This is a genomic window from Halorubrum sp. CGM5_25_10-8B (genome assembly GCF_005435095.1).
GTDB lineage: Archaea > Halobacteriota > Halobacteria > Halobacteriales > Haloferacaceae > Halorubrum > Halorubrum ezzemoulense.
On the sequence record NZ_SGTY01000011.1, the window covers coordinates 55,757 to 79,484 of the forward strand.

The window sequence follows — 23,728 nt, forward strand, 5'->3', positions numbered from 1 at the left end:
GGACCGTTCGGGCCCGCGGACTTGGCTTTTGTGCCGCGAGCGGTGTCGTCACGCTTTCCCCGCGCGGTCGCGTGCCACGCGCTACCGTTCGCCGTTTCACCGGAAACGCGGTGTGGCCCGGCGCGGTCGCGGCCGCTACCCGTCGCCGCTCGACCGCCGCCCGCCCCACACGCGCTTGTCGACGAGCGCGACCGTCACCGGGCGGTCGACCGCGATCTGACAGGAGAGCCGCGGGTAGCCGAACCGGTCGGCGAGGCGGTCGTGCCACTGGTCGGCCGGCGGCCCCTCTCGGACGCGGACGCCGCAGGTGGCGCAGATCCCCCGCCCCCCGCAGTTGAGCCGGCGCGTCGCGGACGCGTACGGCGACAGGCCGGCGTCGAGCATGACCCGCCGGAGGTTGCGACCGCGCTCCACGGCGAGTTCGACGCGGTCGTCGCCGTCGACGACGACGAGCGGGACCGTCTCGGACCCGCCCCCTGACCGTCCGCCGGCGTCCTCGTCGGGTTCGTCCTCGGTCATCGGCGTCCCTTCGCGCGCCGCACACAAAGCGTCCCGGACCCGGAACGGCTTTCGGCCCGGGCGTCGGAACGGGCGACATGGACACGCGGCGCGCGCTGCTCGACGCCCTCGCTGCCGACGACGGCCCCGTCTCCGGGCCCGCCCTCGCCGAGTCGCTCGGCGTCTCTCGGGCGGCCGTCTGGAAGGCGGTCGAGGGGCTCCGCGAGGACGGGTTCGCGGTCAAGTCGACCGCGGCGGGGTACGTCGCCCCCGACGAGCCGGGGTACTCCGGACCGGGGATCGCGTTCGGCCTCGACGCACCCTACTCCGTGGAGTATCACGACCGGATCGCGTCGACGAACGAGCGGGCCCGGGAGCTCGCGGTAGAAGGGGAGACCGACGTCGCCGTAGTCGCCGACGAACAGACCGGGAGCCGCGGCCGACTCGACCGCGAGTGGGTCGCGCCGAGCGGCGGGGTCTGGCTGTCGGTCCTCACCCGGCCGGACGTGCCGACCGCGCGGGCGCCGCTCTTCACCCTCGCGGCCGCGGTGGCGACGACCGACGCCGCCCGCGAGGCCGGCGTGGACGCGCGGATCAAGTGGCCGAACGACGTGCTCGTCGGGGGTGACGGAAGCGGCTCCGAAGTGCCAGATCCCGCCGCCCCCGGCCGCGGCGGCCCGAAGCTGGCGGGGATCTTGACGGAGATGGAGGGGGAGGCCGACCGGGTCGGCTGGCTCGTCGTCGGCGTCGGCGTCAACGCCAACCTCGACCCCGAGACGCTGCCCGCGGGCGCGACGTCGCTGTCGGCGGAGCGCGGCGGCCCGATCGACCGGCGGCGGTTCGCCGCGACGTTGCTCGAACGTTACGCGGAACTGACCGCCTCGCCCGGCGCGCTCGACGAGGTCCTCCCCGCGTGGCGCGAGCGGGCGAGCACGCTCGGGCGGCGCGTCCGGGTCGACACCGCCGAGGGGGTCGTGGAGGGCACCGCGGTCGACGTGACGGAGCCGGGTGCGCTCGTGGTCGACACCGACGAGGGCCGGCGGCGCGTCCACGCGGGCGACTGTGAACACCTCCGCGACGCGGCCTGACCTCCGCGACGCGGCCTGACTCCCAGCCGACACGCCGCGGCTCGCTACCCCGTCTCCGTCGCGTCGGAGACAGACCCGTCCGCGTCGGCCCCGGCGGCGCCCGTCTCGCCCGCGGTCGCGGTCTCGCCCGCGGTCGCCGCGTCCTCGTCGTCGCCGATCCGGACGGTCAACACCGGCACCGACGACCCCCGGACCACCTTCTCGGCGACGCTACCGAGGAGGAGGCGGTCGATCCCGCCGCGCCCGTGGGTCCCCATCACGACGAGGTCGCAGCCCGTCCGTTCGGCGTGGGTGATGATCTCGCGGCTCGGCGAGCCGTCGACGACGGACGTCTCGACGTCGACGCCGCGGTCGGCGGCGAGTTCGCACACCGTCTCGAGCGCCGCCTCGCCGTCGTCGTACAGCAGGTCGCCCACCCCCTCCCACGTCGTCTCCATCGGCATCCCGGCGTACCGCGCGGTGTCGACCACGTATATCGCGCGCACCGACGCCCCGTGGACCGCGGCGAGGTCGAGCGCGTGACACACCGCTAACTCCCCCTCCGAGGAGCCGTCGGTCGGGACCAGAATCCGGTCGTATAGGGGCATGTTCACGTGTAGCATGACGACCGGGACGGATAACCCTTTGTTCTTGCCGGTTTCTCGCCGCCGTCCGGTGGCGTCCGGGCCGAGCGCGCGCTTATGCTCTCTCGCACGACGGGTCGGTATGTCCGACGAGATCAACCGCTCCCGCCTCGAATCGACGCTCGCCGACCGCGCGTACCCCGCCGACCGCGGAGCGCTCGCCGACTCGGTCGCAGGCACGACGGTGTTGTTCGCCGACGGCGACGCCGACCTCGGCGACCTCCTGGCCGAGGTCGACCAGGCGAGGTTCGAGGGCGCCGCCGACGCGCACGCCGCGCTCCAGAACGTCCTCCCGATCGAGGCGCTCGGGGAGCCCGGGCAGTCCGACGGCGACGCGTAGATCGGGCCTCCCGCGACGGCTCGCGGCCGGGCCCCTCCCTCGTCACCGATCCCCACGCCACGGCGCGTCTCGCATCGCTTTTGGCGCCGCGCCGCGCAGCGGTGGTAATGAGCTATCGGATCGGTCTCGTCGGCAAGCCCTCGGTGGGCAAGTCGACGTTCTTCAACGCCGCGACGATGAACGACGTACCGGAGGGGGCGTACCCGTTCACAACCATCGACCCGACCGTCGGCGAGGCGTACGTCCGCGTCGACTGCGCCGCGCCCGAGTTCGACGAGACCTGTACGCCGAGCGTCGGCGTCTGCCGCGAGGGGACGCGGTTCGTCCCCGTGAAGCTGGTCGACGTGGCCGGGCTCGTCCCGGGCGCCCACGAGGGCCGTGGGCTCGGCAACCAGTTCCTCACCGACCTCAACGAGACCGACGTGCTGATCCACGTCGTCGACTTCTCGGGGAAGACCGACATCGAGGGCGAGGCGACCGAGGGCCACGACCCCCGTGAGGACATCGACTTCTTAGAGGAGGAGCTCGACGCGTGGTACCTCGACGTGTTGGAGAAGGGCTTAGAGAAGTTCGAGACGCGGTATCACGGCGCGAACGCGGCCATCGAGGAGGAGCTCGCCGACCAGATGTCCGCGTTCGGCATCGACAAGGACCGGATGAAGCGCGTCATCCTCGCCGAGGGGCTCGAACTCGATCCGGACACCTGGGACGAGACGGACAGAGTCGAACTGGCCCGCGAGATCCGCAAGCGCACGAAGCCGATGGTGATCGCCGCCAACAAGATGGACACCCCCGAGGCGCAGGCGAACTGGGCGGAGATCACGAGCGACCCCGACTACGACCACCTCTCGTTCGTCCCCGCGAGCGCTCACGCGGAGAAGGCGCTGAAGAACGCCGACGACGCCGGCGTCGTCGACTACACGCCCGGCGACGACGCGTTCGAGGTCGTCGGCGACGTCTCCGGGGAGCAGAAGGCCGGCCTCGACCAGATCGCCGAGTTCGTCGACGAGTACGACGGCACGGGCGTCCAGGGCGCGCTCGAGTCCGCCGTCTTCGACGTGCTGGGCTGTATCGCCGTCTTCCCCGGCTCCGCGAACGGGAGCAAAGACGAGAAGGGAGTCTTCCGCGACTGCTTCATCCTCCCCGAGGGGTCGACGACGGAGGACTTCGCGTACCACATCCACTCGGACATCGGCGAGGGGCTGCTCCACGGCACCGACTGCCGGAGCGGCCGGCAGGTGGGCACCGACCGCGAGCTCTCCCACCGCGACGTGATCGAACTGGTCTCGACGAAGCAGGCCGCGCCGTAGCCGCTCCGACGAGGCCGCCGACCCCGCTGGCCGCTCTTCCGAACGACCTCCGTGCGTCCGGCCGGTCACGATACGATATCGCGGACCGCGTCGGGAACGTCGGCCCGGTCGACCTCCCGAACGGACGAGCCCTCGACCTCGGTCGCTCCGTACTTGTACCCCGACCCCGTCAGGATCGCGGCCACGTCGTCGTCGGGGCCGAACTCGCCCGCCGCGGCGAGCTCTCGCACGGCGGCCGTCGCCACCGCGCACGACGGCTCGACGGAGACTCCGGCGTCGGCCGCGAGCCGGTCAGTCTCGGCCAGCATCGACTCCTCCGAGACGGAGACGACGCCGCCGTCTGTCGCCCGGACGGCGGCCAGCGCGCGGTTCCCGCTCGGCGGGTCGGCGTTGTTGATCGAGACGGCCGCGGTCGGCTCGCCCGCGACGGGTTCGACGCGGGAGTCTCCCCGCCGGAACGCCCGCGCGATCGGGTCACAGCGGGCGGCCTGCGCGAGGTAGATCCGCGGGATCGACGGGAGCACTCCCGCCGCGTCCAGCTCTCGGAGCGCCTTCCAGACGCCGCTCGCCTGTCCGCCGCTGCTGACCGGCAGGACGATCGCGTCGGGCGCGTCGGGAGCGAACGCCTCGCAGATCTCGTACGCCACCGTCTTCTGGCCGGCGACCCGGAGCGGGGCGTCGGAATTGAGGAAGGTGACCCCGAGGTCGTGGTCGAGCGTGTCCTCGTAGAGCCGCCCGTACTCCCCCCGGACCCGGAACAGGTGCGGGTCGTGCTGGGCGATCATCGCGAGCCGCGAGTCCGGCGTGTCCTCGGCGACGAGGATCGCGGCCTCCCGGTCCAGCGCCGCCGCGTGCGCGGCGACGCTCAGCGCCATGTTGCCGTGCGAGACCGTCCCGACCGGGCCGTCGATGCGGGCCATCCCGACGGCCGTCCCCCGGTCCTTGAAGCTCCCCGTCGGGTTGGTCCCCTCGACCTTGAGGTGGACCCGCGGCCCGTCCGCCGGCTCGATCGACGGCGCGCGGAACAGCGGCGTGCCCCCGGCGGCCGCGGCGAGGCCGCTCGGAACGGTCGCCGCGGGTAGGACGGGCTCGTACCGCCAGAGGGAGTCTCGCCCGAGCCGCACGCCACCGCCGCCGCTCGCCTCGGGCCACGAGAACCCGGTCCCGTGCGTGTCGAACCAGAGCGGCTCGCCGCACGCGCAGCGGGCCGCCTCGCCGGCGGGGTACGTCTCGCCGCAGTCGTAACAGACCAGTCGTTCCATACGCCACGGTCTCGGTCGCGACACAAATCGTTGGTCACGGGCGGGCGCCGCGACCGCGGCAGCGCCCGGGGGTTCCCTCGTCTTTTTTGAGTCGCGGCCACACCGGTCACGCATGGGTACGTCAGGCGAGTTCGGCGAGTTCGGCGGCCGACACGTCCCGGAACCGCTGGAGGAACCGTTGGCGGAGCTGGCGGCGGCCTACGAGGAGGCCGTCGCCGACGACGAGTTCATGGCGGAGTTCCGTGACCTGCTCGAACACTTCGCGGGGCGGCCGACGCCCGTCTTCTACGCGGAGACGCTCAGCGAGCGGTACGGCGCGGACATCTACCTCAAACACGAGGACCTCCTCCACGGCGGGGCGCACAAGCTCAACAACACGCTCGGGCAGGCGCTGCTGGCCAAGCGGGCCGGGAAGGACCGCCTGATCGCGGAGACCGGGGCGGGGCAGCACGGCACCGCGACGGCGATGGTCGGCGCCCTGCTGGACCTCGACACGACCGTGTACATGGGCCGGCACGACATGCAGCGACAGGAGATGAACGTGTTCCGGATGCGGCTCATGGGCGCGGACGTGGAGCCGGTCGACCGCGGCAACGAGGGGCTCGCGGAGGCGGTCGACGCCGCGTTAGAGGACTTCGCCGAGAACGTCGACTCGACGCACTACCTCGTCGGCAGCGTCGTGGGGCCCGACCCGTTCCCGCGGATGGTCCGCGAGTTCCAGTCCGTCATCGGGACCGAGGCCCGCGAGCAGATCCAAGAGCGCCACGGCGACCTCCCCGACGCGTGCGTCGCCTGCGTGGGCGGCGGGTCGAACTCGATCGGCCTCTGGCACGCGTTCAAGGATGACGACGTGATGTTCTACGGCGCCGAGCCGGGCGGCACCGACGACGCGAACCACTCGGCCCCGCTCTCGAAGACGAAACAGGAGGAGCCGCGGATCTTCCAGGGGATGAAGACGAAGACGATCGGCGACGACACCGAGAACCACTCCGTCTCCGCCGGGCTCGACTACCCCGCCATCGGGCCGGAGCACGCCGCGCTCCAGGAGATGGGCCGCGCGGAGTACCACGCGGTCTCCGACGACGAGGCGCTGGCCGCGTTCCGCGAACTGAGCGAGGCCGAGGGGATCATCCCGGCGCTGGAGCCGGCCCACGCCCTCGCGCTGACCGCCAAGCTCGCCGAGGAGGACCGACACGACACGCTGTTGGTCAACCTCTGCGGGCGCGGCGACAAGGACATGCAGACGGCGGCGGAGCACTTCGATCTCTCCGGGTGAGGTCACCCCTCCGGGTGAGACTCTCCCGCCCGATTGACCCCTTCCGGCGCGGCGCTCAGAGCTCCTTCTCGAAGTGGACGAGTTCGTACGCGCCGGCGGTCGAGGTGTCCGTCCGCTCGTATCCCCGACTCGCGTAGAAGTCGAGCGCCGCGGGCTGGCGCGTCGAGGTCGTCGCGAGGAGCGTCTCGAACCCACCGGAGGCCGCCCGCCGCTCCAGCTCGTCGAGCAGCGCCCGTCCGTAGCCGCGCCGCTGATACGGCGGCGCGACGCGCATCCGGTGGAGCTCCGCGGCGCCGGGGCGGTCGCGCTCGTCGCCGTGCCCGGCCTCGTTGGGCACGTAGCCGCCCATCGCGGCGAGCGTCCCGTCGTGGGTCGCCAGTTGGTCCGGGGCCCGTGACGCCGCCGAATCCACCGACTGCCGCTCCGGCGACGGATCGTCCGGCGACTGGTCGGCGTCGACGGCGTCGACGACGCCGACGACGAACGCGCCCCCCGCGTCGAGGTACGACGCCGCCACGGACCGCAGGTCGTCGGTGCCGGGGATGTCGGACGGGTCGACCCCGGTCTCCCGCATCGCCCACTCGTGAAGCGCCCACACGGCCGCGTCGTCCCGCGGGTCGTACGACCGGAGCGAGAGTTCGTTCGCGTCCACGACGAACCGTGACGGCGCGTCCGGCTTGAAGACACGGATCGCGGGGGGCGCGCTCGCTCTCTGAGCTTCGACGTTACCGCACATCCGCGCTCGACGCGTCCGCGCTCAGCGCGTCGACCCTACTCACCGCCAGCGATCTCTTCGAGGCGCTCCGTCCCGGCCTCGACGTGGCCCCCGTGGAAGCAGACCGTCTCCGCCACGTCCCGGTCGGCGAGGACCGCGACGCTCTCCAGCGCGGTGTCGAGGTCCGGGGTCATCTCCGGGCTGACCCCGGCGAGTTCGCCGTCGGCGACGGTGAGCGCGTCGGCGCTGACGAGCAGCTCGGCGCCGGGGAAGTACGCCGACACGTGCCCCGGGCTGTGGCCGGGGGTCGGGACGACCTCCGTCGGACCGGCCGCCGTCGCGAACGTCTCGCCCCCAGTCAGGCGGACATCGACGGTCGCCGGTTCGATCACCGTCGGCCGCCCCTCGCTCGACTTGACGAGCTCCTCGTCGCCCTCCAGGTACAGGGCCTCTGCCTCGTGGGCGAACACGGCGGCGCCGGTCCGGTCGACCACGGCCGCCAGACAGCCGGCGAGGTCGAGCTCCTAATGCGTGACGAGGACGCCCCGCGCGTCGTCGAGGGACAACCCCTTGTCCGCGAGCGCGTCTCCGAGGACGCCGACCTCGTCGGGCAGGCCAACGTCGATCAGGAGGAGTCCCTGCGGGGTCTCGACCGCGGTGGGAGTGAGTGTCGCTTCCCGGCCGTCCAGCGATACGTGTAGGGAGAGTGCGCGTACGCCCGGCGCGAGTTCCATGGCGAACGCTGGTCGCCGATCGAGTTCAAGCGGGCGAGCCTCGACGGACTCACTCGGGCGCCGGGAGCTCCTCGGCGACGTTCACGTCGTGTCCGGCGACGTACCCGTTCAGCTTGGCGGCGAGCGGCGACTCTCGCAGCTCGGCGCCGTCGTATCCGGCCGCGTCGAACGGCTCAATTAGTGACGAGGCGGACCTGAGCCTGTACTTCTGGTGGTAGTCCTCCGCGGGAGAGAACCGCGACAGCCGCTCGACGCGCGTGTCGATCCCGTCGGCGGTGAGTCCCCGCGCCGAGAGGAACTCGTCGAGGGCCTCCCGCTGGGCCGCGCGCTCGACGAGGACGACGTTCTGGTACTGCGTCTTCCGGGACTGCCGCCGCGGGTCGTGCGCCGCGAACACCCGTTCCAGCACATCCCGGTACGATATCGTTTCGGGGTCGAAATCGACCTGAACCACCTCCGTGTGGTCGCCCAGCGAGTGGTACGTCGGGTCACGTTTGGTCCCACCCGCGTACCCCGCGCGGGTGCGGACGACGCCCTCCACCGCGCCGAACTGCGCGTCCGGGCCCCAGAAGCAGCCGACGCCGAACGTCGCCGTCTCGGTCTCGCCGGCGTCGGCCGCGCGGCGGTCGTACTCGCGTACCTGTGTCCGTGTGAGTTCCATGGGTGCCACCTGTCTGTAGAGCCGCCGGAGCGCGGTTCGCGGGTCGGACCGCATCGCCCGTGTCTCGGGCTCGCAGACGGATACATTGCGCGCCGCCCCACGTCGATCGTCTCGTTCGGCCGGGACCCAAACCACTTGAGGTGGGGCCGCGTCGCGGCGGACATGAGCGCTCACTCGACCGAACCGGCCCGCCTCGAATTCGGCGTCCTCGGTACCGCGGGAATCGCCGACAAGGCCGTCGTCCCGGCGATCGCCGCGAGCGACCACGCCGTCGGCGCGGTCGCGTCCCGGGACGCCGACCGCGCGGCGTCGTTCGCCGCCCGCCACTCGATCCCCCGCAGTTACGGCACCTACGAGGCACTGCTCGACGACGACGCCATCGACGCGGTGTACGTCCCGCTCCCCAACGGGCTCCACGGTGAGTGGACGAAACGCGCCGCGGACGCCGGGCTCGCCGTCCTCTGCGAGAAGCCGCTGGCCGCCGACGCCGCCGAGGCGCGAGCGGTCGCCGACCACTGCGACCGCCGCGGCGTCACCCTGATGGAGGCGTTCATGTACCGGTACCACCCCCGGACCGAGCGCGCCGTCGAGCTCGCCGCGACGGAACTCGACGACGTGCGCACGGTGACCGCGACGTTCCGGTTCCCGCTGTCCGACCGCCCGAACGACGTTCGGCTCGACCCGGAGCTCGCCGGCGGGTCGCTGATGGACGTCGGCTGCTACCCCGTTTCGCTGGCTCGCACCGTCCTCGGCGCTCCCGACCGGGCGTACGCCCACACGGGGGACACCCGCGACGCGGGCGTCGACACCGAACTCGCAGGCGTGCTGGCGTACGGCGACGGCCGGTCGGCCCGGGTCGCCTCCGGGTTCGACACCCGCCACGTCGAGCGGTACCGCGTGGACGCGACGAACGGGTGGGTCGCGGTCGAGAACGCCTTCGACGCCCCGGCCGACGAGCGGCTGGAACTGGAGTACGAGATCGACGGCCGTCGCGGGGTCGAGACGTTCCCGGCGGTCGATCAGTACCGGCTTCAGGTCGAGCACTTCGCCGACCGCGTGGCCGGCGACGCGACCCCCGTGACCGACGGCGCGTCGGCCGTTGCGAACATGCGGATCCTCGACGCGCTGTCGGAGAGCGCCGCGAACGGTTCTCCGATCGACCTCTGACTCGGATCGCTTGGGGTACAGATCGCCGTCGCTCCGGCGGCCGTGGCGCTCGGTTCGACGTTCGCCCCGCCTACGCGACCATCTCGTCGGTGATCGCCGGCGTGTCCATCGCGTTCGCGATCGGGCTGATCACCCGGTACGTCCCCCGTTGGCCACCGTCGGAGGAGTCGTCCCAGTGAGGCGTGAACGGCTTGTCTTCGGCGTGCGGGCTGTCTTCTAGCATCGCTCGGGGCGCACCCCCGGCCAGGTAGACGTCGAAGGAGTTCGACTCGAACTCCGTCCAGAAGTTACTCTTGTGGAACGGGAACAACACGCGGACGTAGTAGTCCTTCCGTATCTCGCGTTTCTTCACCTCGTTGTTGTACCAGCCAATCACGTCGAAGTGGGTACACACCGCCTTCTCCGCGCCCGTGTAGGGGAACGACGACCGGACCTCCACGGCGGCGCTCTCGCCGCGGCCGCGGTCGACGGTGATGTCGACCTGTTCCTGTGGGGTGTCCCACTCGTCGTCTTGGAACACGTCCGCGCCCGTGTCGCGCCGCTCGGCCGTTCGGGTGAGCCAGTCTTTCCACACCCACTCCGCCAGCACTCCCGAGATACCGTCGACGCTCTGCGTGTCGGCCGACCTGCCGCGGGAGCTGTCCCGGGCCATCCGTCCGTCGGAGCCCTCAGCGAGACGCTCCCCGTCGTCTCGTAGCTCGTCGAGCAGCGCGCGGTCCTCGCCGCCGTAGTCGAACCGATACCGAACGCAGTCGAAGCCGCCGTGCCCGTCGCAGTCTATCGTTTCCGTCGTGATGTCCATCGACGTTCCGTCTAAACAGTCAGCTATCTTATAGAGATATCGCCGGTCGTGAGGCGGTGGCCTTATCCCCGGCAGCTACCTCCCCCCGGTAACCGATCGATATGCCTGCGGACGATATCACGGAGCCCCCCGAACACGCCGTCTCCTCGCCGAACACACCGATGTACAACATGGTTCGGTTCTGGGGGCGGAAGCCACAGAACCTCGTCACGAGCTACATCGAGCAGTTCACCGACGAGGGGGAGACGGTGCTGGACCCGTTCTCCGGGAGCGGCGTCACCGCCTTGGAGGCGCTCCGGGCGGACCGTCGCGGTATCTACAACGACCTGAACCCGCTGTTCCGCCACATCGCCCGCACGACCGCCGCTCACGTGGACTTGGACGAACTCGAAGACGGGTTCGACACCGTGATGGAGAACCTCCGGTACCGGCGCCACGAGGTCGGCGGCGCCGACGGCGACGCGCAGCGGTCATTCCGGTGGCTCTACGAGACGACGTGCCGGAACTGCGGCCACGAACGGGCGCGGACGCTCGAAACGACCGCGACTCGGGTGTACTCGCCCAGTCCGGGGCAAGCGAGCGAGCCGATATCCGGCGACGGGACGCTCGATGCCCTCGCGACGGAAATCTACGATCAGCTCAGCGAGGCCGAGCGCCTCTCGCACGACGCGTTGGTGGAGCGCATCGACTTAGACGAGTTCGGCGACGCGCGCAAGTCGGAGATAACGCGGGCGATCAACCAGCGGCTGTTCGAAAACGGGTACATCCGGATCGAGGAGGACGTTCCGAACGAGCTCAAGTACGTCTGTCCGGAGTGCGACGCGAGTGAAACGGTCCCGCTGGACGAGGCGGACGAGGCCAAACTCGACCGGATCGGCGAGCTCTCGCCCCCCTATTACTACCCCGACAACGAGCTGGTGTACCCCAACGGACAGGACTTCTACACGAGTCGTCCGGGGACCGAGCGCGTCGACAAGCTGTTCACCGACCGGAATCTGATCGCGCTGTCTATCCTCCGGCACGAGATACACCGGCTGGAAACACAGGAATTTGACCGGACCGTCGTCGACGCCCTCCTGCTCACTTTCGTCGCCATTCTCGAACACGTGAGCCGGATGCAGCGGCCGAACAAGAAGGGCTGGGCGGCGAAGAACTACGTCATCCACCCGGAGAACCTCGAACTCAACGTCGCGCACGCGTTCCGGAACCGGTTCTCGACCGTGCTCGACGGCATGCGCGAGGCGAACGACGAACTGAACGGGGGCGACCCCGTGGGAGACCGAGGGAGGTTCATCCAGGGAGACGCGCGCGACCTCCCGGTCGACGACCAGTCGGTACAGTACGTGTTCACCGATCCCGAGTACGGCGACGCCGTCCAGTACTTCGAGCTCAGCTACATGGCGAACAGCTGGCTGGACAGCAGCGTCAACTGGGAGGACGAAATCGTCGTCAATCCGCGCCAAGAGAAGCCGCGGGAGCGCTACGAGGAGATGCTCGCGGCGGCGTTCGAGGAGGTGTTCCGAGTGCTCGAGAGCGGCGGACATCTGACGGTCACGTTCCACAGCAGCGAACTCAAATACTGGAACTCCCTGATGCACGCGATCCAGCAGGCCGGGTTCGACTACGTCGACGCGGTCTATCAGGTTCCCGCACAGGAGTACACGAACTGGATCAACCGCCGGAAGCCGGGGACGATGAACGGCGACATCTACATCACGTTCCGGCGACCGGAGACCCGGGAACAGCCCGAACTGGACTTCGGTGACATTCAGGCGGTCCGGGAGTCCATCTTGGAGGAGGCGAAGCGCGTCATCCGGCTCCACGACGGCCGCGCGACGTACGATCAGCTGGTCCGCGGGGTGACGCTGCGGCTCATCGAGGACAACAGGATGCACTCCGAACAGGTGCGCGACTTCGACTATCGCCGCCTCTTCGACGATTACCTCGAACGCACCGCCGACGGCGACGCGTGGACGACCGCCGACTGGGCGGCGACCGACGAGGTCGAGTACATCCCGCTCCAGCGCCGCATCAGGTGGCTGATCGAATCCGTCTACGCGGGGAAGGAGGGGTCCGCCGCCACGCTCGACGAGATCCTCTCGCGGATCTTCACGAGCCTCAAGGACGCGCAGACGCCGGAGAACCAAGAGATATTGGACGTGTTACAGTCGACCGCTGAGCCGGTCGAGAAAGACGGCGTCGTCTACTGGCGGCGACGCGACTCGTACCAGCAGACGCTCGCCGGAAACACCTTGGCCGAGGAGGAGGGCCTGGTCGACACGGAAACGCAGCGCGAGCAGCTGGAACTGGACCACGACCGGATCATCAACCGACTCGCCGAGTTCGGCAAGTCCGTCGGCTACGACGCGTGGATCGGGGACCCGGAGACCGATCGCAGCGAGGTCCTCCGCGATACGCAGACGCGGCTGCGGATACCCGGCGACTTCTCCGACACCGTTCGCGAGCGGCTCAGGAACGTCGACCTGATCTGGTTCGACGGCGAGACGCCGGTCGCGATGTTCGAGGTGGAGCACTCGACGGACCCGCAGGACGGAATCGTTCGCATGGGGAACGCGTACGCGGAAACCGGCGCGACGCCCCGGGCCGTGTCCGTCGTCCCCGACAACCGATACGATCGATGGGAGAAGGCCGTCACGCAGCCCGCCCTCGACGAGTTGACCGACGACAACCCGTTCCGCTGTCTCACGTATTCGAAGCTGATCGAGCTCCTCGGCGGGCGCCGGTCGCCCGCGGAGCGGGGCGAAGAACGGCTGTTCGAACTCGCGACGACGCCGCCCTGACTCGGTGAGCCCCGCCCGCGACGCGAACCGGCGTCGTCGACCGGGCTCTCAACGAGGCTCGGGCCCGATCTCGGTCCCCAGTACGATGGTTTAACCCCGTGTCGGTTCTCTCCGGGTGTATATGAGTGATGAGCGTGACCGACTGGAGAAACCGTCCAACGCGGCCGCCATACGGGCGAAACTCCGTGAGATCGTGCCGAGCGCGTTCTCCGAGGGAGAGCTCGACGCGGCGAAGCTCGAATCGCTGCTCGACGCCGACGGGGAGTCGTCGGGGACGGAGCGGTACGAGCTCTCGTGGGCCGGAAAGCGCGAGGCCACCGCACGCGCCCAGGCGGCGACGGAGCAGACGCTGGTCCCGCGTCCCGACGAGAGCGTCGACTACGGGGGGTCGGGCAACCACTTCATCGAGGGCGAGAACCTCGCGACCCTGAAGACGCTCCAGCGGTCCTACCAGCAGCGAATAAAGATGATCTACCTCGACCCGCCGTACAACACCGGGTCGGATTTCATCTACAAGGACGACTACTCGACCGCGGCCGCCGACTACGAGCGGGAGACCGGCCAGCGGACGGCGGACGGCGACAAGCTGGTGAGCAACCCGGAGACGAACGGGCGGTATCACAGCGACTGGCTGTCGATGATGTATCCCCGGCTGTTCCTCGGGCGGAATCTCCTCCGGAACGACGGGGCGATCTTCGTGAGCATCGATCACAACGAGTACCACAACCTCCGCCACCTCATGGACGAGATCTACGGCGAGGACAACTACGTCGGCACCTTCGTCTGGAAGCGCCGGACCCCCGACGCACGGAACTCGGGCGGGATGTCCATCGACCACGAGTACGTCGTGGTGTACCAGCGGTCCGACGCGTTCGAGATGCGGGGCGTCGAGAAGTCGTTCGACAACTACACGAACCCGGACGACGATCCGCGCGGCCCGTGGGTCGCCGGCGATCTGAAGAACTCGCGGACGAAAGACGAGCGGCCGACGATGTTCTACGAGATCACGGACCCCGAGACCGGCCACACCTATCAGCCGGACCCGAACAGCGTCTGGCGCCTCGGCGAGGAGACGATGCGGCAGTACATCGAGGAGGGTCGGATCCTCTTCCCCGACGACGGCGAGGGCGTGCCCAAGTTCAAACGCTTCCAAAACGAGATCGAGAGCCGGTACAAGCCGCTCTCGTCGTGGATCGAAACGACGACGACCGACGAGGACATCGAGCTGTTCGAGGACGCCTTCGACCGCACCGTCCTCCAGACGGGGATGACCGGCACGGCGACGCGCGAGCTGAAATCGCTGTTCGGCTACAAGGCGTACGACTTCCCCAAGTCGACGGACCTGATCCGGAAGCTGATCCGCCACAGCGTGGACGGCGGCGACATCGTCTTGGACTTCTTCGCGGGATCGGGGACGACGGGCCACGCGGTCATGCAGCTCAACGCGACCGAGGAGTTCGACGACCCCGTCCGGTTCATGCTCGTCCAACTGGACGACGAACTCGACGAGCCGCGGGGGGAAGAGACGACCCACGCGGAGGTCTGCGAGCGGCGCCTGCGGCTGGCGAGCGAGCAGGTCGCCGACGACCACGACCTGCCGGGCGCCGCTCCGGGGCTCGGCTTCGACAAGTACACGCTCGGGGAGTCGCGCTTCGAGCGGTGGGGACGCCCCGACACGGAGTCGGAAGCCCGCGCCGCGCTCGAACGATACGCCGCCGGCGCCGGCTCGGCCGTCGATCTGACCGATCCGGACGCCGCGCTGGTCGAGGTACAGCTCCTGCTCGGGTTCTCGCTGGACGCCGCCGTCGAGGCCCTCGCGGACCACACCTATCACCTGTCCGAAGACGACCGCGACGCGCTGGTCACCTTCGCGGAATCGGTGACGTACGAGACGCTCACCGAGTTCGATCTCCCGGCGGACACGCAGTACGTCTGCTTGGACGGGAGCCTCTCCGATACGGACAAGGAACGCCTCAACCGCGACCTCTCGCTCCGAACGATCTGACCATGGAATTCGAATTCGATCCCGACCTCGAGTATCAGCAGGAGGCCGTCGACGCGGTCACCGACGTCTTCGACGGCCAGCCGAACGTCGGCGAGCAGCCCGCGTTCGGGACGCACGGGACGACCGTTCCGAACGAGTTAGCACTCTCCGAGGAGCAGCTCACGGCCAACACGCGAAAGGTCCAGCAGCGTCACGACCTCGCACAGAGCGACGACCTCTATCGGGCGGCCGACGGCGAGACGACCGACCTGTTGAGCTTCAGCGTCGACATGGAGACCGGGACGGGCAAGACGTACGTCTACCTCCGGACGATCCACGAGCTCTACCGGCGGTACGGCTGGCGAAAGTTCCTCATCGTCGTTCCGAGCGTGGCGATCCGCGAGGGCGTCGTGAAAACGATACAGCAGACGCGAGCCCACTTCGACTCGCTGTATTCGCGGCCGCCGTTCAACTGGACCGAGTACGACTCGTCGACGCTGAGCGACGTGATCCGGTTCGGCAGCAGCAGCCAGATCGAGGTCATGGTCATGACGCTCCAGAGCATCAACCGGAGCGACGAGAACGTCATGTTCCGGCCTCACGACAAGCTCAACGGCGACCGCCCGGTCGACCGCATCGCGGCGACCAATCCGATCGCCGTCTTGGACGAGCCGCAGAACATGGAGGGCGAGAAGAGCAAAGCGGCCATCTCGGCGTTGGACCCCCTCTGTACGCTTCGGTACTCGGCGACGCACCGACGGATCAGAAACAAGGTGTACGAGCTCTCGCCCGTCGACGCGCACGAGAAGGGGTTGGTGAAAACCATCGAAGTGCTCTCCGTCGTCCAAGACGAGGACTTCGACAAGCGATACGTTCGACCGCTGTCGTTCGACGCCGGTCCGAAGGCACGGATAGAGCTGTACAAGGACCGGTCGACCGGGGCCCAACTTGGAAAGAAGACGGTCCGCGCCGGGGACAGCCTCTACGCGGCGAGCAACGGCTTACCGCCGTACGAGGGTGTCGAGGTGGCGTCGATCGACGCCCGCCACGAAGTCATCGAGCTCAGCGACGGGACGCGGCTCCACAGCGGGGAGTCCACGGACACCGACATCGAGACGATCCAGCACCGGCAGATCCGGGAGACGGTCCGCGAGCACTTCGAGAAGGCGCTCGACTACCGCCGAGACGGGATCAAAGTCTTGAGCCTCTTTTTCATCGATCGGATCGACAACTTCCGCGGCAGGAGCGGCGACGAGACCGGCCACCTCTGGGAAGCCTTCTGCGAGGCGTTCACCGAGCTGAAGGCCGAAGACCGGTACAGCGATCTGTTCCCCGATCAGTCGCCGGAGGACGTCGCCGGCGCGTACTTCGCCACGACGACGAGCGGCGACATCAAGGTGCGAGAGAGCTCGATCCGGGACGACGTGGAGTCGTACGAGCTCATCATGCGAGATAAGGAAACGCTGCTCTCCGCCGACGAGCCGACGCAGTTCATCTTCTCGCACAGCGCGCTCCAGGAGGGGTGGGACAACCCCAACGTCTTCCAGATCTGTACGCTCAACAATACGGTCAGTTCGGTGAAGAAACGCCAGGAGATCGGACGCGGCGTTCGACTCCCCGTCTATCAGGACGGGACGCGCCTGCCGCCGGGCGACCGGCGCAATCGCCTCACGGTGATCGCCAACGAGAGCTACGCCGACTACGCCGACGACCTCCAGGCGGAGTACAGTTCGGCGACGGACTACGGCGACGACATGCGCGCGCAGACGAATGATCACCGGGACCGGACCGTCGTCACGCCGCGGACAGAGGTCGTCGACGAGTCCCCCGCGTTCGCGAGGCTGTGGGAGCGGATCGCGCCAAAAACGACGTACACGACGACGATCGATTCGCCGGCGCTCGTCGAGAGCGCGGCGGCCGAACTCGCCGGCGTCACGGTCGACGAGCCGCGGCTCCGCGTCTCCCGCGGAGAGCTATCGATGGACGACGGCGCCGACATCGAGACGGTGGGCATCGCCTCGCAGGTGGAGTCCGTCGACCGCGACGGCCCGCTCCCGGATGTCGTCAGTCATATCGCCGCCGAGACGGGGCTGACGAAGCAAACAGTCGCAGAGATCATCCTCGAATCCGAGACGGTCGACCAGCTACTGAAGAACCCCCACGCGTATCGGGTCGCGGCCCGCGAGACGATCGACGCGGTCAAAACCGAGTACGTGGTCGAACACATCGACTACGAGCGGATCGGCGATGCGCACCCGACGGACATCCTCAGCGAGGTCGAGACCTACGCCGAAAACACCGTCAGCGTGGACAAGAGCGTCTACGATAAGGTTATCTGCGACAGCGAGGGTGAGCGGCGGTTCGCGCGCCGCCTCGACCGGGACGACTCCGTCGCGCTGTTCATCAAGCTCCCGCGCGAGTATCAGCTCCCCACGCCGATAGGGCCGTACAACCCGGACTGGGCCGTCCTCTTCGACAAGGAGACGGCGGTCCGCGCGGACGCGGAAGACCGCCGACTGTACCTCATCAGGGAGACGAAGTTCGGCACCGAAGACGACCTCCGGCCGTCCGAGGCGACGAAGATCGAGTGCGCCCGCGCTCACTACGACGCGCTGAACGTCGACTTCGACCTCGCGACCGACTTTCGGGACGACGATATCATCGAAGACGTCCTCAACATCGACGTCGACGCCGAGTGAGGCGCTCACCGAATGTTGATCGGTCTCGGAGTGGGCCGATATCGCTGCCCTCGCTCACGGCCGGTCTCCTCTCGTCGTCGGACCGTTCGCGTATCGGCCCGAACGCACAGTCAGAGCCGTGTGGGTCGTTGTCAATGGCCTCTGCCAGAGGGCTCTCAGCGAAGGGACGACAACATATTTCAGCAAACTTTTCCGCCTCTAGTCCCTCTAGCAGATCGGTGTAACCGGAACACCACGTCAGAGGCAGACCCGCGCATATCTCTCCTCGCTTGCTTCGGGACGGCTTCCAGTTTCACCGTCGTCGATCGCAACTCGATCGATACCGTCACCGGTCCGCGCTCGTCGACGCGGTCGGAGGTCCACGAACGTGGCGCCGTGCGCTACGGCTAGGCTACGATGGGGCTGACCACGTCGCGGTATCAGTTGACACAACGGTCGAATTCTACTGGTACAGAAGGCTCTAACTATCGAGAGTTAGGACGGAATTAGGTGGCTGGGGAGTTCCCGGCCCCTAACACGCCACGGCCGAAGACCGTGGACGTTGTAGGTGGGCCAACACGGATTTTCACCTGTGGACCTCGACGCCTTCAGGCGGTTTCACCGCCCTCGGCGTCTCCCGCACCGCCGCTAATCAGGGCTTCGCGCAACCTGCGATTGAGCAACCATGAGTGAGCAAGACCTGATTGAAATCGAAGTGGATAGTGCTTTAGAAATGTACCTCGACCAACGCCAACCAGAAGTTTCGGACTCTACGCTCCAAGCTCACCGCTACCGGCTTGGTCATTTCGTGGAGTGGTGCGAGAACGTCGCGGAGATCGACAATCTGAACAACTTGACGGGTCGCGACCTCCAACGGTACAAAATATGGCGACGTGAAGACGGTGACTTGAACAACGTCTCGCTGGTGACGCAGCTCTCCACGCTCCGTGTCTTCATCAGGTGGTGTGAGGACATCGATGCTGTAGAACCCGGTACTCACGACAAGATCTTGATGCCGTCGTTGAGCAAGAACGAGGACCGAAGAACGGTTACACTCGGGAAGGCCGCCGCAAAAAAGCTTATCGAGTACCTCCGGCAGTTCAAATTCGCATCTCGGACACACGCTCTCGTAGAGTTACTGTGGCATACGGGGATGCGAATAGGTGCTGCCCACGCTCTCGACATCGATGACTACAATCCCGAAGAGCAATATGTCGAGCTTCATCATCGTCCTAAATCGGGAACCCGGCTGAAAAACAAGGAAGCCGGTGAACGATACGTCGCTTTGAGTACCGAAGTGTGTGATGCGCTAGATTCCTATATCAAGTACGAACGCGAGAAGGCCGCCGACGATGACGGTAGACAGCCGTTGTTCACATCTCGTCATGGACGACCAGCAAAGTCCTCACTCCGAGATAGCATCTATCGGATCACTCGTCCTTGTCAATACACAGGTGAGTGTCCTCATGACCGTGAGATAGAGTCGTGTGAAGCGATGGAGAATAATAAGGCGAGTACCTGCCCATCGAGCGTCAGTCCACACGCGATCCGACGCGGGTCCATCACCTACCACTTGTCGGAAGACGTACCGGAGAAGGTCGTTAGCGACCGGATGAATGTGAGTCTGGACGTGCTTGAGAAACACTATGATCGTCGTACAGAGCGAAAGAAGTCAGAGCAGAGAAGAGATTATACTGACGAGTTATAACAGAGCGGATCCATCAGAATATCCCGTAGATGATAGATGTTAGTAATCGTTTGAATACAAGGCATAAATTGGACGCGAGCATTTATGTTAGATAAGCATTATTTTTGGGTAAATGGGAGAGGACACGCGATGTCCCACCTGTGACCGCGAGGATTTTGCCTCTAAGCGTGGGGTAAAGATCCATCATAAGACAGCACACGGTGTCTCTTTGAAACCTCGCGTCGAGTGCGAACAATGTGGCGACGATTTCCTAGTGAAACCCCGGAGAAAAAATACGGCCCGATTCTGTTCGGACGAATGCCAGCGTACTTTTCTCGATGAGAACCATCGTAAAATAGTGTCCTGTGACTGGTGTAATGAGGAATACGAAGTGAGAGCAGCAAAGGCTGACTCCACGCGATTCTGTTCACGGGAGTGTTTGAGTAAGTCTCGAAAAGAGACCTTTACCGGAGAGGAAAATCCGCGTTGGAAAGGTGGATTCCGAACTGTTTCCTGTGAGGTGTGTGGCGAAGAGTACGAAGTGCGCGCAGCGAAAGAGGCACAGACGCGCTTTTGTTCGTACGAATGTAAAAGTATCAAATATCAGAAAGAACGCCGAGGGGAAGGAAATCCGAGGTGGAAAGGTGGATTTTTTGATATAGCGTCACGGGTTCGATCATTACTGGGAGATACGGATTGGGATCGTCTAGCACCTCAGGTCCGGGAGTCAGAATGTGAGTGCTGCGGTGCTGTTTCGTCCGAGGATGACCGAGCACACCACGTTCATCATATTGTTCCAATATTAGCAGGGGGTACTAATGAAGAATGGAACTTAATGACGCTATGTCCCGAGTGTCACCGACGTGTGGAAGAGTTCACGAAAACATTCGTTGATCGGGTGTTAGTTGATTTCACTTCTGATGAGTTAAATTGAGATTCTCAACGTATATAGGCGGGGTTTTAATTAAGGATTTAGAATGTTATCATTCGTTATCTAAAAGATCCGACTTTTGGAACCCGGAAGGTGCGCGGCCAGCCGATAGTCCACGACGTAGGGAGGGTGCGTGGATGCTACGGTCGAACCCCGACTGCGACAGAGGGTTCTAACTATCGAGAGTTAGAACGGAATTAGGTGGCTGGGGAGGAGACAGCCCCTAACACGCCACGACAAAGCATCGTGCGCGTTGTAGGTGGGCCAACACGGATTTGAACCGTGGACCTCCCGGTTATCAGCCGAGCGCTCAACCTGACTGAGCTATTGGCCCAGGTGAGCGCATTCAGTCGTTGCGCGGGTAGGATTTTAAGGGTTTCCTTTCGAAGGCCGCCCCGCCGTGTGGCGGTTTCACGGGGGATCGCGACCCCGGCGCCGTCAGTCGCTTCCCTTCCGCTCCTCCTCTTCGACGGTGAAGTCCACGTCGACAACGTCGTCGTCCGTCGACGCGCCACCGGAGCCCGCGTTCCCTGCGACGCTCTCGTCGGCGTCCGTGCCGCTGCCGCCGTCGAACCCGTCGGGGTCGCCCCCGGGACCACCGGGGAAGCCGCCGCCCATCGAGAACCTGCCCTCACCGTCGCCCGGGAAGCCGCCGACGTAGACGTTCCCCGAGAAGAAGCCGTCCGTCTCGCGTTCGAGGTACGGGACGACGACGTACTTCTTCAGGGCCATTCGGATCGGAACCCGCGAGAGCGGGAGGGCAAGCAGGAACCCGACGGCGTCGGTGACGAGCCCCGGCGTGAGCAGGAACGCGCCCGCGGCGATGAGCAGCCCGCCGTCGAGCAGTTCGTCGGTCGGCGGCGAGCCCCGGGCCAGTTTGCGTTGGATGCGCGCGAGCGTCGCGCGTCCCTCGGCGCGCAGCAGGAGCATGCCGAGGACGGCCGTCAACACGACGAGCGCGACCGTGACGGCCCACCCGAGCCGCGTCGCGACCACGATCAGGAACAGCGCGTCCACGAGGGGGACGACGAGCAGCAGCGCGAGCAGCGTTCGCGGGCGCATACCCCCGCCTTCCCGCCGGGCACGCATAGCCCTTTTCGTCGCGGTCGCCCGCATCGCCGGTCGCGTCCACCGCGACCGCCACCGCTTTGCCCGCCCGGTCCGAGCCCGCGGTATGGACATCGTCGGCGCGCTCGGACGCGACCCGCCGGACCGCGAGTCGCTGCCGCGGTGGGTCGCGCCGCTCCCGAAACGGCTGGAGGATGTCGCCTTCCGGTTCGCGTGGGTCATCGTCGTCATCAACCTCGTCGGCACCGCGTTCGGCTTCTGGTACTACCGGTTCCAGTTCCGCGCCCTCCCGACGGAGATGTGGCTCTTCATCCCTGACAGCCCCGGCGCGACGCTGCTCATCGCGCTCGCGCTCGGCGCGTGGGCGCTCGGGCGGTCGAGCGACACCCTCGCTGCGCTCGCCTTCTTCGGCAACGTCAAGCTCGGGCTGTGGACCCCGTACGTCCTCGTCGTCTTCTGGCCGGAGTTCCTCGCGGTCAACGGCCCCGGGCTGTACGCGTTCCTGCTCGTGAGCCACCTCGCGATGGTCGTCCAGGCGTTCGTCCTCTACCGCATCACCGACTTCCCGCTCCGCGCGGTGGCGATCGCGACCGCGTGGTACACCGTCGACCTGCTGATGGACTACTTTATCCCCGTGATCGGCGACGTGACACACACCGCGCTGCCGTACGCCGACGGCGAGCCGTGGTTCACGACGACCGTGCTTCAGGTCGCGGCCGCCGGCGCGGTCGTACTTACCGTGATCCCGCTGTTTTGGACGCTCGGAACCCGTATCGCGACGCTCCGACGCCGCGCGGGCGACCTCGGGACGTAGCCAGTCCGACGCCACCTCCCGCTCACCGATTTAAGTGATCGGCCCGCTTCGACTGTGCTATGAGCCACTACGAGCGGATCGCCGACATGTCGGTGACGATCGAGTCCGTCGCCCGCCGGCGGTACGTCGCCGACACGACGAGCGGCTTCGAGCGGACGACGACGGAGTACCGGCTCTCCGGCGACGGCGTCGTGGGGCGCGGCGAGGACGTGACCTACGAGACCGCCGACCACGACGCGCTCGCCGGGACCGACCCGATCGGCATCGAGGGCGAGTGGACGATCGACGCGCTCTCCGACCGACTCGACGAGATCGACCTCTTCCACGGAACGCCGCCCGAGAACGAGACCGCACGCAACTACCGGCGCTGGGCGGTCGAGAGCGCGGCGCTCGACCTGGCGCTCCGGCAACGCGAGGAGACGCTGGGCGACCGGCTCGGCGTCGACCCCGATTCAGTTCGGTTTGTCGTCTCCACTCGCCTCGGTGATCCCCCGTCGACCGACCGGGTCGAGGAACTGCTCGCGCGCAACGCCGACTTGGAGTTCAAGCTCGACCCCACCGCGGAGTGGCCGCAGTCGGCGTTCGAAACTCTCCGGAAAACCGACGCCGTGCGCGTCCTCGACCTCAAGGGGTGGTACGAGGGGACCGAGGTCGACGTCGAGCCCGACCCGGAGCTGTACCGCGACGTGTTCGCGGCGTTCCCGGCGGCGGTCGTGGAGGACCCCGCGTTCACGCCCGCGACCAGCGCGCTCGTCGAGCCGCAGGCTGACCGCCTCTCGTTCGACTACCCGGTCGACGGCGTCGAGAGTCTCGAATCGCTCCCCGTCGAGCCGGGGTGGTGTAATATCAAACCCTCGCGGTTCGGCACCCTCGAATCGCTGTTCGAGACGATCGCATACTGCGAGCGCGAGGGGATCCGGATGTACGGGGGCGGCCAGTTCGAACTCGCCAGCGGCCGCACCGCGATCCAGACGCTCGCCGCGCTCTGTTACTCGGACGGGCCGAACGACGTGGCGCCGCGCGCGTACAACGACCCCGACGCCGAGCCGCCGTACCCGAAGAGCCCGCTCCGCCCGAGCGATGACGCGGTCGGCTTCGAGTTCTGAAGCGAGGGATTCGAGCCGGGCACTGACGCGGTAGTTTATAAACAAATTCGCGGCGGCGCGTGCCTGCGAGGCCGCTCCGCGGCCGAGCAGCACGCGCGAGGGAGTCGGTCGACCGGAGCGAAGCGGAGGGAGGCCGACGAGGCTGGGGAGGCGTGAGGTGCGGTTGCGGGGTGGGACTCAAAT

General features: G+C 67.2%; 21 protein-coding genes and 1 tRNA gene. 13 read left to right on the plus strand and 9 right to left on the minus strand.

Annotated elements, in window-relative coordinates; all coding sequences use genetic code 11:
- Positions 1 to 135: 135 nt before the first annotated feature.
- Positions 136 to 519 carry a 2Fe-2S iron-sulfur cluster-binding protein gene (locus EXE51_RS11710; protein ID WP_137692710.1) on the minus strand — a complete coding sequence of 128 codons (384 nt, stop codon included), beginning with the start codon at positions 517 to 519 and terminating at the stop codon, positions 136 to 138.
- 77 nt (positions 520 to 596) lie between these two features.
- On the opposite strand from EXE51_RS11710, the gene EXE51_RS11715 reads away from it, so the two are divergent.
- Positions 597 to 1,586, plus strand: coding sequence for a biotin--[acetyl-CoA-carboxylase] ligase (locus tag EXE51_RS11715; protein WP_049929360.1), 990 nt, complete (start codon positions 597 to 599; stop codon positions 1,584 to 1,586).
- 44 nt (positions 1,587 to 1,630) lie between these two features.
- On the opposite strand, the gene EXE51_RS11720 is transcribed toward EXE51_RS11715, so the two are convergent.
- Positions 1,631 to 2,173 carry a universal stress protein gene (locus EXE51_RS11720; RefSeq protein ID WP_049929361.1) on the minus strand — a complete coding sequence of 181 codons (543 nt, stop codon included), beginning with the start codon at positions 2,171 to 2,173 and terminating at the stop codon, positions 1,631 to 1,633.
- A gap of 118 nt (positions 2,174 to 2,291) precedes the next feature.
- On the opposite strand from EXE51_RS11720, the gene EXE51_RS11725 reads away from it, so the two are divergent.
- Both EXE51_RS11725 and EXE51_RS11730 read left to right on the plus strand, forming a co-directional pair.
- Entirely contained in the window at positions 2,292 to 2,549 is a 258-nt protein-coding gene (locus EXE51_RS11725; protein ID WP_094552585.1) for a hypothetical protein, read from the plus strand.
- Positions 2,550 to 2,656: 107 nt separating this feature from the next.
- Positions 2,657 to 3,859 (plus strand): redox-regulated ATPase YchF, encoded by a 1,203-nt coding sequence (locus tag EXE51_RS11730; RefSeq protein ID WP_137692711.1) that lies wholly within the window; start codon positions 2,657 to 2,659, stop codon positions 3,857 to 3,859.
- A 65-nt stretch (positions 3,860 to 3,924) separates the two neighbouring features.
- On the opposite strand, the gene EXE51_RS11735 is transcribed toward EXE51_RS11730, so the two are convergent.
- Entirely contained in the window at positions 3,925 to 5,121 is a 1,197-nt protein-coding gene (locus tag EXE51_RS11735; protein ID WP_094580222.1) for a pyridoxal-phosphate dependent enzyme, read from the minus strand.
- 112 nt (positions 5,122 to 5,233) lie between these two features.
- On the opposite strand from EXE51_RS11735, the gene trpB reads away from it, so the two are divergent.
- Positions 5,234 to 6,397 carry a tryptophan synthase subunit beta gene (gene trpB / locus EXE51_RS11740; protein ID WP_094495299.1) on the plus strand — a complete coding sequence of 388 codons (1,164 nt, stop codon included), beginning with the start codon at positions 5,234 to 5,236 and terminating at the stop codon, positions 6,395 to 6,397.
- Positions 6,398 to 6,452: 55 nt separating this feature from the next.
- Here the strand turns inward: trpB and EXE51_RS11745 are convergent, their stop codons facing one another.
- The gene (locus EXE51_RS11745; RefSeq protein WP_086220053.1) at positions 6,453 to 7,049 is read right to left on the minus strand and encodes a GNAT family N-acetyltransferase; all 597 of its coding nucleotides are present in this window, start codon (positions 7,047 to 7,049) and stop codon (positions 6,453 to 6,455) included.
- 119 nt (positions 7,050 to 7,168) lie between these two features.
- Positions 7,169 to 7,615 (minus strand): MBL fold metallo-hydrolase, encoded by a 447-nt coding sequence (locus EXE51_RS17960; RefSeq protein WP_255509880.1) that lies wholly within the window; start codon positions 7,613 to 7,615, stop codon positions 7,169 to 7,171.
- A gap of 24 nt (positions 7,616 to 7,639) precedes the next feature.
- Here EXE51_RS17960 and EXE51_RS17965 point away from each other — a divergent pair, with 24 nt between their 5' ends.
- Positions 7,640 to 7,813 (plus strand): hypothetical protein, encoded by a 174-nt coding sequence (locus EXE51_RS17965; protein WP_233127176.1) that lies wholly within the window; start codon positions 7,640 to 7,642, stop codon positions 7,811 to 7,813.
- A gap of 82 nt (positions 7,814 to 7,895) precedes the next feature.
- Here EXE51_RS17965 and EXE51_RS11755 read toward each other — a convergent pair whose 3' ends face one another.
- Positions 7,896 to 8,507 (minus strand): peptide-methionine (S)-S-oxide reductase, encoded by a 612-nt coding sequence (locus EXE51_RS11755; RefSeq protein WP_049930071.1) that lies wholly within the window; start codon positions 8,505 to 8,507, stop codon positions 7,896 to 7,898.
- Between the two features lie 162 nt (positions 8,508 to 8,669).
- Here EXE51_RS11755 and EXE51_RS11760 point away from each other — a divergent pair, with 162 nt between their 5' ends.
- Positions 8,670 to 9,674 (plus strand): Gfo/Idh/MocA family protein, encoded by a 1,005-nt coding sequence (locus EXE51_RS11760; RefSeq protein WP_089307558.1) that lies wholly within the window; start codon positions 8,670 to 8,672, stop codon positions 9,672 to 9,674.
- Between the two features lie 70 nt (positions 9,675 to 9,744).
- Here EXE51_RS11760 and EXE51_RS11765 read toward each other — a convergent pair whose 3' ends face one another.
- Positions 9,745 to 10,476, minus strand: coding sequence for a hypothetical protein (locus EXE51_RS11765; RefSeq protein ID WP_086220055.1), 732 nt, complete (start codon positions 10,474 to 10,476; stop codon positions 9,745 to 9,747).
- Between the two features lie 101 nt (positions 10,477 to 10,577).
- Between EXE51_RS11765 and EXE51_RS11770 the strand changes: the two genes are divergently transcribed.
- The 5 genes from EXE51_RS11770 to EXE51_RS18250 all read left to right on the plus strand — a co-directional run bounded on the left by EXE51_RS11770 (position 10,578) and on the right by EXE51_RS18250 (position 20,560).
- Positions 10,578 to 13,277, plus strand: a complete 2,700-nt coding sequence (locus tag EXE51_RS11770) for a DNA methyltransferase (protein WP_094521343.1) — start codon at positions 10,578 to 10,580, stop codon at positions 13,275 to 13,277.
- Between the two features lie 121 nt (positions 13,278 to 13,398).
- The gene (locus EXE51_RS11775) at positions 13,399 to 15,282 is read left to right on the plus strand and encodes a site-specific DNA-methyltransferase (RefSeq protein WP_094494191.1); all 1,884 of its coding nucleotides are present in this window, start codon (positions 13,399 to 13,401) and stop codon (positions 15,280 to 15,282) included.
- 2 nt (positions 15,283 to 15,284) lie between these two features.
- Positions 15,285 to 17,960, plus strand: coding sequence for a DEAD/DEAH box helicase family protein (locus EXE51_RS11780; RefSeq protein WP_094593282.1), 2,676 nt, complete (start codon positions 15,285 to 15,287; stop codon positions 17,958 to 17,960).
- 712 nt (positions 17,961 to 18,672) lie between these two features.
- Positions 18,673 to 19,647 carry a tyrosine-type recombinase/integrase gene (locus EXE51_RS11785; RefSeq protein WP_241990628.1) on the plus strand — a complete coding sequence of 325 codons (975 nt, stop codon included), beginning with the start codon at positions 18,673 to 18,675 and terminating at the stop codon, positions 19,645 to 19,647.
- A 112-nt stretch (positions 19,648 to 19,759) separates the two neighbouring features.
- Positions 19,760 to 20,560, plus strand: a complete 801-nt coding sequence (locus tag EXE51_RS18250; RefSeq protein WP_137692713.1) for an HNH endonuclease signature motif containing protein — start codon at positions 19,760 to 19,762, stop codon at positions 20,558 to 20,560.
- A 257-nt stretch (positions 20,561 to 20,817) separates the two neighbouring features.
- Here EXE51_RS18250 and EXE51_RS11795 read toward each other — a convergent pair.
- Together EXE51_RS11795 and EXE51_RS11800 are read right to left on the minus strand one after the other, a co-directional pair.
- Positions 20,818 to 20,891 (minus strand) — tRNA-Ile (locus tag EXE51_RS11795).
- Between the two features lie 104 nt (positions 20,892 to 20,995).
- Positions 20,996 to 21,619 (minus strand): FxsA family protein, encoded by a 624-nt coding sequence (locus EXE51_RS11800; protein ID WP_137692714.1) that lies wholly within the window; start codon positions 21,617 to 21,619, stop codon positions 20,996 to 20,998.
- 112 nt (positions 21,620 to 21,731) lie between these two features.
- Here EXE51_RS11800 and EXE51_RS11805 point away from each other — a divergent pair, with 112 nt between their 5' ends.
- Together EXE51_RS11805 and EXE51_RS11810 are read left to right on the plus strand one after the other, a co-directional pair.
- A complete protein-coding gene (locus EXE51_RS11805) occupies positions 21,732 to 22,439 on the plus strand; it encodes a DUF1405 domain-containing protein (protein WP_137692715.1) in 708 nt (235 codons plus the stop codon).
- A 59-nt stretch (positions 22,440 to 22,498) separates the two neighbouring features.
- Positions 22,499 to 23,545, plus strand: a complete 1,047-nt coding sequence (locus EXE51_RS11810; protein ID WP_137692716.1) for a hypothetical protein — start codon at positions 22,499 to 22,501, stop codon at positions 23,543 to 23,545.
- The last annotated feature ends 183 nt before the right edge of the window (positions 23,546 to 23,728 follow it).